An 11,527-nucleotide genomic window follows, 5' to 3' on the forward strand; every position below is an offset into this window, starting at 1 on the left:
AGTGTGCCCGACACATGCCCGCACGACGTAAAGCTGTTTGCATGACGGCGGCGCACCGCACCGACTTACGGAGTCTCAGTTGAACCCTGTCCCGCCTGCCACAATTGCCGGGAATCCTGCAAATCCCGCCAATCCCACAAATTCAACGAATTCAGGACTGCGTCCGCCCGAGCGCTGCAACGCGCAAGCGGGAGCACGCGATGGGAAAACCGCATCGACACCCGCCTCAACACCCGCCTCAACGCCCGCGACCGGACCCTACGCCGAACCTGACGAAGCGTCGATGCTTGCCGAACTCTGCGAGGGCATCGGCCTGACCTGCGTGTTCCAGCCGATTCTCGACTTCCGGACATCGGAAATCGCCGGCTACGAAGGGCTGGTGCGCGGGCCTGCCGGAACGTCGATTTACTCCCCGATGGCGCTCTTCGCCGCCGCACGCCGCCACGGTCTGCTCGGTCCGCTCGAACTCGCCTGCCGCCGCGTGGTGCTGCGCGGCTTCGTCGAGCACGATCTGCCCGAGCGTCTGTTCCTGAACATCGGCCCGGTCATGCGGGCGCTGCCTGGCGGGGGCGTGAGCGAGTCGCTCGGCCTCGACGAAACGTTTGCCATGCTCCAGTCGTTCCGCCTCGCGCCCGAGCGCGTGGTGCTCGAACTCACGGAGCACGCACCCACGCTGGATCTGGCGAGCACGCGCGCGTCGCTCATGGCGTATCGTGCACTCGGCTTCGAAGTGGCGCTCGACGACATGGGCGAGGGTTACGCGAGCTTGCGTCTGTGGTCGGAGCTGCGGCCCGATTACGTCAAGATCGACCGGCATTTCGTTGACGGCATCGATAGCGACACCGTCAAACTCCAGTTCGTGCGCTCGATGCGCCAGATCGCGGAGACGAGCGGCACGCGTGTGATTGCGGAAGGCATCGAACATGCCGAGGAGCTTCAGGTCGTGCGCGATCTCGGCATTTTCCTCGGTCAGGGATATTTCATTGCGCGTCCCGAGGCGCAGCCGCAGCGGGCGATCACGGCGAATGTGCAGGAGGTCGTGAACGAGCGTCGTGCTTACGTGCATCAGCAGCCCAGCCAACTCGGGGCCGGCAATGTGACGCTGGAGCGCATTGCGTCGTACGTCGCACCGGTGTCGCCGGACACGCGCAGCGAAGATGTGGTCGCGCGCTTCGAAAGCGATCCGACGCTGGAGGTGCTGCCGGTGGTCGAGCGCGAGCGCGCCGTCGGGCTGATCGGACGGGCGTCGCTCATCGGCCGCTTCGCCCGACCGTTCACACGTGAGCTGTATGGGCGCAAGCCGTGCTCGGCCGTGATGGAGCCGCGCCCGCTCACGTTCGACAAGGCGGCGCGTGTGGAGGACCTGAGCCGGATGATTGCCGAAGGAGCGAGCCGGCAGATTGCGGCGGGCTTCATCGTGACGGATCAGGGACGTTATTTCGGCGTGGCGCAGGGGCATGCGCTGATGCGTCACATCACGGATATGCAGTTGGACGCGGCGCGTTACGCCAATCCCCTCACGCTGCTGCCGGGGAACGTGCCGATCGACGACTATATGGATCGCATGATCGGCGAGCGGCAATCGTTTCACGCCTGCTACGTCGACCTGGACAACTTCAAGCCGTTTAACGACGTGTTCGGCTACCGCCGCGGCGACGATCTGATTCAACTGGTCGCGCGTGTGCTCATGGCGGTACGCAATCCCGAGCGCGATTTTCTCGGGCATATCGGTGGCGACGACTTTCTGATTCTGTTTCGCAGCCCCGACTGGGAGGCGCGCTGCCGCGAAGCGCTCACGCGTTTCGGTGAAGCGGTGACGGAGTATTTCCATCCCGACCAGATCGCCGCGGGCGGCTTCGAAGCAGAGGATCGTCGCGGCATGGTCATCTTTCATCCCATCACCAGTCTGTCGATTGGCGTGGTCGCGGTCACGCCTGAGAGTTTCCCGTCGCACGTGGAAGTCTCGGCCGCTGCCGCGGACGCCAAGAAGATGGCCAAGCGTGCGCTCGGCAACAGCTTGTTCATCGAACGGCGGCGAGCGCACCGGTGACGCGGTGCGTCGTCTGCCGTCAGCCATGAAAAGAGCCCGCCGGTTTGGCGGGCTTTCGTTGGGCGACGGCGCGAGGCCGGGCGCCTGGTGATTCAGTACCCGAGCGCCTCAATACCTCAATGCGACAACGCAGGCATGCCTTCCATGCTGGCGGCATCCTGTTCGCGCTCTTCCGAGAGGTACGGCGTGCGCCAGCCGGCCTTCACGCCCCACTGGTAGAAGGCGAGCGAGAGGACTGCCACGACTACCATGTCCCATCCGTACGGCAACACGCCGAGGCCGCCGAATTCCTTGCTGCCGATGTACGAGCACAGCGCCATGCAAGGCAGATAACCGATCAGCCACCACGACGCCTTGAGGTCGCGGCCGAAGCCTTGCCACTTGTCCTTCGCCTGATAGTAGAAATACACGGGCAGCGCCACGACGACCAGCACGATGATCTGGCCCGTGAGCGGCCAACGCGCCCAGTACAGAATCAGCGACGCACACACGAAGGCGAACGGCGCGATCAGCGACAGGCCGGGCAGGCGCAGCGGACGGTGCAGGTCCGGCGCGGCGCGGCGCAGCGCCATCACGCTGATCGGACCCGTCAGGTACGAGATCACGGTGGCGACCGAGATCACGGCAGCCAGCGAATCCCAGCCGCGGAAGAAGAACATGAAGATGAACGAGATCGCGAGGTTGAACCACATTGCCTGACGCGGCACGCCATACAACGGATGCACGCGGCCGAAGATCGCGGGCAACGTACGATTGCGCTCCATCGCGTAGATCATGCGGCTGGTCGTGGCCATGTACGTGGTGCCGGTGCCGCTCGGGCTCAGGAAGGCGTCGAAATACAGCACGATGGCGAGCCAGTTCAGACCAAGGGCAATCGCCAGTTCCGCGAACGGCGAACTGAAGCTCACCATGTGCCAGCCGCCCGCCAGTTGCTCGGGCGAGAGTGCGCCGATGTATGCCACCTGGAGCAGCAGATAGATGACGGTCGCAAGCAGGATCGAGCCGACCACAGCGAACGGGATGCTGCGGCCCGGGTCGCGCGCTTCACCCGCGAGGTTCACGGGGCTCTGGAAACCGTTGAACGCGAACACAATGCCCGAGGTGGCCACCGCCGTGAGCACGGCCGACATGCCGTTCGGCGCGAAACCGCCGTGCTCTGCGATGTTGAAGTTGCCCGGGTGGAAGCCCGCGATCATCAGGCCGGCGATGGTCAGGGCCGGAATCGCGAACTTGAACAGCGTGATCGCCGTGTTGGCGCGGGCGAAGAGCTTCACGCCCCAGTAGTTCAGCATGAAGTAGACGATCACGAGCAGGGCGGATAACGCCAATCCGCTCGTGGTGAGCGTGCCGTCCACGAACAAGGCGTGCGCCCAGTCGTACGGCCACGTGCTCATGTACTGGATCGACGCTTCGGCTTCGATCGGGATCACCGAGACGATGGCGATCCAGTTTGCCCAGGCGGCGATGAAGCCGACCAGACTGCCATGCGAATAGCGGGAGTAGCGCACCATGCCGCCCGACTCGGGGAACATGGCGCCGAGTTCGGCGTAGGTCAGGGCAATGGCAAGAATGACGACTGCGCCGATGAGCCAGGCGAGCAAGGCGGCTGGGCCGGCGATCTTGGCGGCCTTCCAGGCGCCGAACAGCCAGCCGGAGCCGATGATCGAGCCAAGACCGGTCAACATCAGGGCGAACGGCCCGATGTTGCGCATGAGGGATTGGTTGTTATCCATACGATGTCTTCTCCACGCCCGGGGGGAGCATGCGGCAGCCTCACGGGGGGCGGGGCTGCACGTTGCGCGAGGGCGGACAAACTGCCGGCAGGCCGGTCGCCGTCACAAGGAGCATGACGGCGCGGGGGCGGCGCTGACGGACGCAACTTCTGTTGATCGGCTTCGCGAAGGTCAATGGGCTTCCGGCATCGGCCGCAAGGGGGCTTGCGGTACCCGAATTGGGGTCGGAGTCGCCGTTCGCGAAAAAAAGCGCGATTCTACCCGAGCCGGCCCCCCTGTGTGGGACTTTGTAACACTTTCGTGTTGGCGTCCCGTTCGGCGACGTTAGGTAAAAATGCGCGCAAGCCAGTCGCGACGCGGGTCGCGACGTGGGAAAGTGCCTATTACGAGATATTAAAGGGTCAGATCGACGTCACATCCCAGCGAGGCAGAGATACTTCATTTCAAGGTACTCGTCGATGCCATACTTCGAGCCCTCGCGCCCCAGGCCGGACTGCTTGACGCCACCGAACGGGGCGACCTCGTTCGAGATCAGGCCGGTGTTGATCCCGACCATTCCCGCCTCGATGCCCTCGGCTACACGCCACACGCGTCCGACGTCGCGCGCGAAGAAGTACGAGGCGAGACCGAAGTCGCTGGCGTTGGCCAGACGAATGCCGTCGGCTTCGTCCCTGAATCGGAACACAGGCGCGAGCGGACCGAAGGTTTCTTCCTGGGCGACGAGCATGTCGGCGCTGGCGTCGGCCACCACGGTTGGCTCGAAGAAGCGGCCGTGTAACACCTTGCCGCCGACGGTGACGCGCCCGCCCCTGGCGATGGCGTCTTCAACGTGGCGCTCGACCTTGGTAATGGCGGCGTCCTCGATCAGCGGGCCGATCACGACGCCCGGCTCGAAACCGTTCCCCACCCGCAGCTTGCTCACCGCGGCAGTGAGCTTTTCCACGAAGGTGTCGTAAATGCCGTCCTGCGCGTAGATGCGGTTCGCGCATACGCAGGTCTGACCGGCATTGCGGAATTTGGAGGCGATGCAGCCTTCCACGGCGGCATCCACGTCGGCATCGTCGAAGACGAGGAAGGGCGCGAGGCCGCCCAGTTCGAGGGCGACTTTCTTGATCGTCGACGCGCATTGCTCCATGAGTTTTGCGCCGACGGACGTCGATCCGGTGAAGGAGAGATGGCGCACGCGCGGGCTGGAGGTGAGCACGTTGCCGACGTCGGACGAGTTTTTCGACGTCACCACATTGAACACGCCCTTGGGCAGACCGGCACGCTCGGCCAGCACCGCGAGGGCGAGGGCCGACAGCGGCGTGAGTTTGGCCGGTTTGACGACGATGGTGCAGCCCGCCGCAATGGCCGGGGCGATCTTGCGGGTGATCATCGCGATGGGGAAATTCCAGGGCGTGATCGACGCGCACACGCCGATGGGCTGCTTGAGCACCAGCAGGCGCTTGCCGCTTTCGGGGGAGGCGAGCACGTCGCCGTCGATGCGCTTGGCTTCTTCCGCGAACCACTCGATGAACGACGCCCCGTAAGCCACCTCACCCTTGGCTTCGGCCAGCGGCTTGCCTTGCTCGGCGGTCATGATGGCGCCGAGATCGTCCTGGGCCTGCATGATGAGGTCGAACCAGCGGCGCATGATGCCGGCGCGCGCTTTGCCGGTCTTGCCGCGCCACTCGGGCAGGGCGGCTTCGGCCGCGACCAGTGCGCGCTCGGTCTCTTTCGCGCCGAGATCGGCGACATGGGCAATGTCGGCGTCGGTGGCCGGATCGTTGACCACGAAGGTGGCGCGGGAGTCGGCTTGCGTCCAGGCGCCGTCGATATAAGCGTCGGACCTGAGCAGTTCGGGATCTTTGAGACGTGCCAGCGCGGGATGCGTCTTGGTCGACGTGCTGGACTGTGTGCCGTGCTGGGATTGGCGGGATGATGACACGATCAGCTCCTTTCGATGGCCGGGCGGCGCTGTCGGGGGACGTTGCGCCACACGGGGACGGAAACGGATACGTCTTATCTGTCTGTCGGGTGCCAGCATACGCCTGAAAGGCGTGTCGTTCGTGACGCTCGTTCGTGACGCTCGAAAGCACAAACGCCGGCAGTCTGACGGCCGCCGGCGTTCGGCATGGCAAGGGATTGGCCAGTCTTACAGGCCGAGATCCCTATATAGAGCAGCCATGCGCGTGTCGACGTCGGCGGTCATTTCAATCGGACGTCCCCATTCGCGCGAAGTTTCGCCCGGCCACTTGTTGGTCGCGTCGATCCCCATCTTCGAGCCGAGCCCCGCTTTGGGCGAGGCGAAGTCGAGATAGTCGATGGGCGTCTGGTCGACGAGCGTGGTGTCGCGGGTGGGGTCCACGCGCGTGGTGATCGCCCAGATGACTTCCTTCCAGTCCCGGATATCGACGTCTTCGTCCACAACGACGATGAACTTCGTATACATAAACTGGCGCAAGAAGCTCCAAACCCCGAACATGACCCGTTTGGCATGGCCCGGATAGGCCTTCTTCATCTGAACGATGGCCATCCGGTAGCTACAGCCTTCCGGCGGCAGATAGAAATCGGTGATCTCGGGGAATTGCTTTTGCAGCAACGGCACGAACACTTCATTCAACGCCACACCGAGCACGGCGGGCTCATCAGGCGGCTTGCCTGTATACGTAGAGTGATAGACGGCGTTGCGACGCATCGTGATGCGCTCGATCTTGAACACCGGGAACCACTCCTGCTCGTTGTAATAGCCGGTGTGATCGCCATAAGGACCTTCCAGTGCATGTTCGTACCCGGCGGTCGCGCCTCGCGACGGGGGGGGCGGCGCGCCATCGGGGGCAACCGGTGGTCGTTCGGACGGATAAATAAAGCCTTCGAGCACGATCTCGGCGCGAGCCGGTACCCGCAGCGACTCCAGTCCCGGCGTGAGGCACTTGGCCAATTCGGTCCGGCTACCCCGCAGCAGGCCAGCGAATTGGTACTCGGACAACGTATCCGGCACAGGCGTGACGGCACCGAGCATGGTCGCCGGATCGGCGCCGAGCGCGACGGCGATCGGGAAGGGCTTGCCGGGGTTCGCCTGTGCGAACTCGCGGAAGTCGAGTGCGCCGCCGCGATGCGCGAGCCAGCGCATGATGACCTCGTTACGGCTGATGACCTGCTGGCGGTAGATGCCCAGATTCTGGCGCTTGCGGTGCGGTCCCTTGGTGATGACCAAGCCCCACGTAATTAGCGGTGCTGCGTCGCCTGGCCAGCAAGTTTGAATCGGCAGACGCGCGAGGTCGACATCGTCGCCCTCCCAAACGATCTCCTGACACACCGGGCTGCTGATTTCCTTCGGGGCCATATCCCAAACTGCTTTGGCCATGCCGAGCAGTTTGCCCGCCTCCTTGAGTCCGCGTGGCGGTTCGGGTTCCTTGAGCGCCGAGAGAAGACGGCCGATATCGCGCAGCGAGCTCAGGGCGTTGTCCCCCTGCTCGACGCCCATGCCCAGCGCCACTCGCTCAGGGGTGCCAAACAAGTTGGCGAGCACGGGCATGTCGTAACCCGTCGGCCGCTCGAACCACAGCGCCGGACCCCCCGCTTTGAGCACGCGGTCGGCGAGCGCGGTCATCTCCAGTACCGGCGAGACGGGCACGTCTACGCGACGAAGCTGGCCGGATCGCTCCAGTTGCGCGGTGAAGTCACGAAGATCGAGATATTTCATGAAACAAACCGTTACCAAAAATTTTTACGAAATTCATACGTCCAGGGAAAACGGCCGTTTGAATCCGGTAAAAGTCGGGGTGACACCCTTGTAAACGCAGGGTGGGGCAGGGCATTTTACCGGTCAGGACGACCGAACGTCACGGCAAAACGACCGTTACAAATTACTTTTAGTAATGATTTTTCATAATAATAGTATTGACGGTTTATATATCACTGCTACAATCCGCCCGTTGAATCCAGAAAGGCGGCTTCGATGACGGGTAGGCCAACCCGCTCGAGCTTAGCGACAACTACAACATCGACGTGGATTTTCAGTGGCTGGTTTTCTCACCGAGGTCGGGAAACCAGTGTTTTAGGAAGCAGCGCGAGCGATAGCTCGTCAGCGCCGGGGACCTGAACAGGTCGGCGCGCTGCGGCGGTAGCGGCATCGTCCATGACAAACACGATGCACCGCCTTGTCCATATGCCGTAAATAAGCGCTTCACGGGATGCCTGGCGGGCATACCGGCTTATTTCCTTACGCCTCGGGGCCACCCCGTGGTGACGGCGTAACCGGAGTACGTAGTATGAAGAAGTCTGGTTTATCACCCTGGCTACTGGCCGCTTTCCGTGCGCTTGGCGCGCGTGGTGCGGCAACGGTAGCCGCGGCTCGTCGCGATTGGCGTCGCCTTGCATGGCACGGCGGTCGTGTTGGACTCTATACGTCCAGCGCGGTCGGCTTGGTCGCCGTGGTCGGCACGCTGGCGCTGTGGGCCCGACCGACGTGGCGTGCCGATCTGGCATCGCACGTGGGTCCGCTGCTCGAAGCAGCCACTGGTTCGGCCAATGCGGCCAGCCAGGACACCACCACCGGCAGCACGGTCGCACAGGGTTCCCTGTCCGACTCCGCGATGATGGCGCAAGCGGCGCAGCACGTGCCGTCGGCCGCTGTCCTCGCTGCGTATATCCCGAACCAGCGTGTGGCCGCCGATGCGCGCGCCACCAAGGCGCTGGATACGCGTGAACAAATCGCCGTCGCTGATTATCTGGCCCGCCGTTATCGTGTGGCGGGCGACGTCACTGGCAACCTTGTGCGCGCAGCGTACTCGACCGGCAAGGAAGTCGGCCTCGATCCGCTGCTGCTGCTCGCCGTGATGGCGATCGAATCGGGCTTCAACCCGTATGCCGAGAGCACCGTCGGTGCGCAGGGCCTCATGCAGGTCATGTCGAAGGTACACCGGGACAAGCTCGAGTACTTTGGCGGCCCCGAAGCTGCCTTGCACCCGCTCGCCAATATCAAGGTGGGCGCGCTGATCCTGAAGGAATGCATCGCACGCGGCGGTTCGCTCGCGGGTGGTCTGCGTCTGTATGTCGGGTCGACCAGTGTGGGCGACGGCGGCTACGGCGCCAAGGTGCTCGCCGAGCGCGATCGTCTGCGTGGCGTGTCCACGGGACGTAAGGTTTCGCCGAATGAGCCGCAAGCGCCGGTGATCGTCAGCTCGGCTAAGCCGGTGACGAAGCCGGTCTCGGCCGGCAAGTCGGACGACTCGACGCAATCGCTGCCCGCACCGGCAGCATCGACGTCGGCAGGCAAGGCGGCAGCGACCACCAAGCCGCTCGAAGCGGACGACAGCACGGCGGCCTGAGCGGCCATCGACCTCGCGTGATGCGCTACGGCCGGCGCGTCCACCGGCTCGCAATGCTATCTATATAGAGACGCAGTGCGCAGCCAACGAAAAACCCATCGAAGCGATTCGGTGGGTTTTTTGCTTTCCGGGGATTTTCGGGACTTTCCGCCGGGCAAGGCAGAAAAGAGGCGCGGAGGAGCGAGGAGCGCTCAGCCTGCGGCGAACACCTTGCCGATCCGGTCCATCGCTTCGTGCAGTTGCGCGAGCGACGTGGCGTACGACAGGCGAATATACCGGCGGGGTTCGGCAAAACCAAAGTCCAGGCCCGGCACCAGTACTACATCGGCCTGCCGGAGCAGCGCCTGCGTGAGGCGATCGCTGTCGGCGGCGTCCGGATGCGCAACGCCGGTGCCATCGGCATATACGTAAAACGCGCCGTCCGGCATGACCGGCACCTTGAAGCCGATACGCTCCAGCGCGGGCACGATAAAGTCGCGGCGCTCACGGAACGCGTTCTTGCGCTGCTCGTAAATCGCCAGCGTTTCCGGAAGGAAGCAGGCCGTCGCGGCGTGTTGGGCAACGGCAGACGGGCAGATGAACAGGTTCTGCGAGAGCTTCTCGAACGTCGCCGTCATCGACGGTGGTACGACCAGCCAGCCGAGACGCCAGCCCGTCATGTTGAAGTACTTCGAGAAGCTGCTCACGACCAGAACGTCATCGCCGAAGCTCAGCGCCGTGGTGGGCTTGCCGTCGTAGGAGAGGCCCTGATAGATCTCGTCGACGAGCGTGAAGCCCCCGCGAGCGCGCACCGTCTTCACAATGCGCGCCAGTTCTTCCGTTTCGATCGATGTGCCCGTCGGATTCGAGGGCGATGCGAGCAGCACGCCCTTCGTCGCCGGTCCCCAATGCGATTCGATGCGCTCGGCGGTAAGCTGGAAGCGTTCCGCCGGGCCCGAGGGAATCAGCACCGGTTTGCCGTCGAACGTCGACACGAAGTGCCGGTTGCACGGATAGCAGGGGTCCGGCATCAGCACTTCGTCGTCCCGGCTCACGAGCGCCGCACAGGCCAGCACGAGCGCGGCCGATGCCCCAGCCGTCACGACAATGCGCGACGGATCGACATCGACCCCGTAGTCATGACGGTAGTGCTCGGCGATGGCCTCGCGCAGCGCGGGAATGCCCATGGCGCCGGTGTATTGCGTGCGACCGTCGCGCATGGCCTTCGCTGCGGCCTCGATGACCGCCTCGGGCGCCGTGAAATCCGGCTCGCCGATCCCCATGTGAATCACCCGGTGTCCCGCTTTTTCACGGAGCGCGGCCTGTTTGGCCAGCTCCATGACGTGGAACGGGGCGATGTGCTCGACACGCTGTGCGAGTGTCAATGCGGGGGCGAGGTCGGACGTGCGGTCCATGATGTCAGGCGCTTTTGCCGCGGCCGCCGTGACGATTGGCGGCGACTTCTACCGGACGCACTTCAGCGGCGAACTTGTCGAGCACGCCATTCACGAAGCGATGACCATCGGGGCCGCCGAACGTCTTGACGACTTCGACAGCCTCGTTGATGACCACGCGGTACGGCACGTCCTGAAGATGAATCAGTTCGTACGCACCGGTGATGAGCGCGGCGTGTTCGATAGGCGAGAGTTGCGCCGCCGGCCGGTCCAGGTAAGGCTGGAGCTGCTGCGACAGGGCATCCGCCTCGTTGATGCTGCCGTACAGCACAGCCTCCAGGAGGGCGTGGTCGGCCTTGTCATAGCCGGGGGTGGAGCGCAGGTGAGCGTCGATCTCCCTCGCGTGGCCGCGCGAAATCAGCCATTGATACATCCCTTGCAGCGCAAATTCGCGCGCGCGGCGGCGTGCACTCTTCATTACCGATCTTCCTCTTCTTCATCTTCGTCTTCGCCCTCCCCGTCGTCGCCACCGAGCATGTCGACGGCTTCGAGCAGGTTGGCCATTTCCACCGCCACGCGGGCAGCATCGCGGCCCTTCTCGGCGGCGCGCACTTCGGCCTGTTCGTCGTTTTCGGTCGTGAGCACCGCGTTGGCGATGGGGATGCCGAAATCGAGACCGATGCGCGAAATGCCGGCACCGCTTTCGTTCGACACCAGCTCAAAGTGATACGTCTCACCGCGGATCACCGCGCCGAGCGCGATGAGCGCGTCGAACTGGCCGCTTTCGGCCATCTTTTGCAATGCCAGCGGGATTTCCAGTGCACCGGGCACCGTCACGAGCAGCACGTCTTCGCCGTCGACACCGAGGCGGTCGAGTTCGGCCACGGCGGCAGTGCGCAATGCGGTGCAGACGGCGTCATTGAATCGCGATTGCACGATGCCCACGCGTAGGCCTTCACCGTCGAGTTCCGGCTGGTATTGTCCGATTTCCATAATGGGCTTCCTCAAAAAAGTACCGTCCAGGCGGTGCGGCCAACGTTGTGCCGGCACGCCCGA

General features: G+C 63.9%; 8 protein-coding genes. 2 read left to right on the plus strand and 6 right to left on the minus strand.

The genetic code is table 11. The features are described from left to right. Positions 1-283: 283 nt before the first annotated feature. Positions 284-2,050, plus strand: coding sequence for a GGDEF domain-containing protein (locus ACIPHM_RS08365; RefSeq protein WP_400326780.1), 1,767 nt, complete (start codon positions 284-286; stop codon positions 2,048-2,050). A 116-nt stretch (positions 2,051-2,166) separates the two neighbouring features. Here ACIPHM_RS08365 and ACIPHM_RS08370 read toward each other — a convergent pair whose 3' ends face one another. From ACIPHM_RS08370 to ACIPHM_RS08380, 3 genes are all read right to left on the minus strand, one after another. Then, complete coding sequence (locus tag ACIPHM_RS08370; protein WP_400326783.1) at positions 2,167-3,783, minus strand: APC family permease; 1,617 nt, start codon at positions 3,781-3,783, stop codon at positions 2,167-2,169. A 412-nt stretch (positions 3,784-4,195) separates the two neighbouring features. Next, positions 4,196-5,647: an NAD-dependent succinate-semialdehyde dehydrogenase gene (locus ACIPHM_RS08375; protein ID WP_400327480.1), complete on the minus strand. Its 1,452-nt coding sequence runs from the start codon at positions 5,645-5,647 to the stop codon at positions 4,196-4,198. Between the two features lie 273 nt (positions 5,648-5,920). Further along, entirely contained in the window at positions 5,921-7,471 is a 1,551-nt protein-coding gene (locus ACIPHM_RS08380) for a UbiD family decarboxylase (RefSeq protein ID WP_400326785.1), read from the minus strand. 568 nt (positions 7,472-8,039) lie between these two features. On the opposite strand from ACIPHM_RS08380, the gene ACIPHM_RS08385 reads away from it, so the two are divergent. After that, complete coding sequence (locus ACIPHM_RS08385) at positions 8,040-9,098, plus strand: transglycosylase SLT domain-containing protein (protein ID WP_400326787.1); 1,059 nt, start codon at positions 8,040-8,042, stop codon at positions 9,096-9,098. 191 nt (positions 9,099-9,289) lie between these two features. Here the strand turns inward: ACIPHM_RS08385 and ACIPHM_RS08390 are convergent, their stop codons facing one another. Genes ACIPHM_RS08390 through ribH form a run of 3 tightly spaced genes read right to left on the minus strand, consistent with a single transcriptional unit; the run spans position 9,290 to position 11,464 of the window. Continuing rightward, complete coding sequence (locus tag ACIPHM_RS08390; protein ID WP_400326789.1) at positions 9,290-10,492, minus strand: pyridoxal phosphate-dependent aminotransferase; 1,203 nt, start codon at positions 10,490-10,492, stop codon at positions 9,290-9,292. Positions 10,493-10,496: 4 nt separating this feature from the next. Beyond that, the gene (gene nusB, locus ACIPHM_RS08395) at positions 10,497-10,949 is read right to left on the minus strand and encodes a transcription antitermination factor NusB (RefSeq protein WP_400326791.1); all 453 of its coding nucleotides are present in this window, start codon (positions 10,947-10,949) and stop codon (positions 10,497-10,499) included. Further along, on the minus strand, positions 10,949-11,464 hold the full coding sequence (gene ribH / locus ACIPHM_RS08400; protein ID WP_400326794.1) for a 6,7-dimethyl-8-ribityllumazine synthase: 516 nt from the start codon (positions 11,462-11,464) through the stop codon (positions 10,949-10,951). The genes nusB and ribH overlap by 1 nt, the downstream gene beginning before the upstream one ends. Positions 11,465-11,527 lie beyond the last annotated feature (63 nt).

The organism is Pandoraea sp. NPDC087047, assembly GCF_044745225.1.
Lineage (GTDB): Bacteria > Pseudomonadota > Gammaproteobacteria > Burkholderiales > Burkholderiaceae > Pandoraea.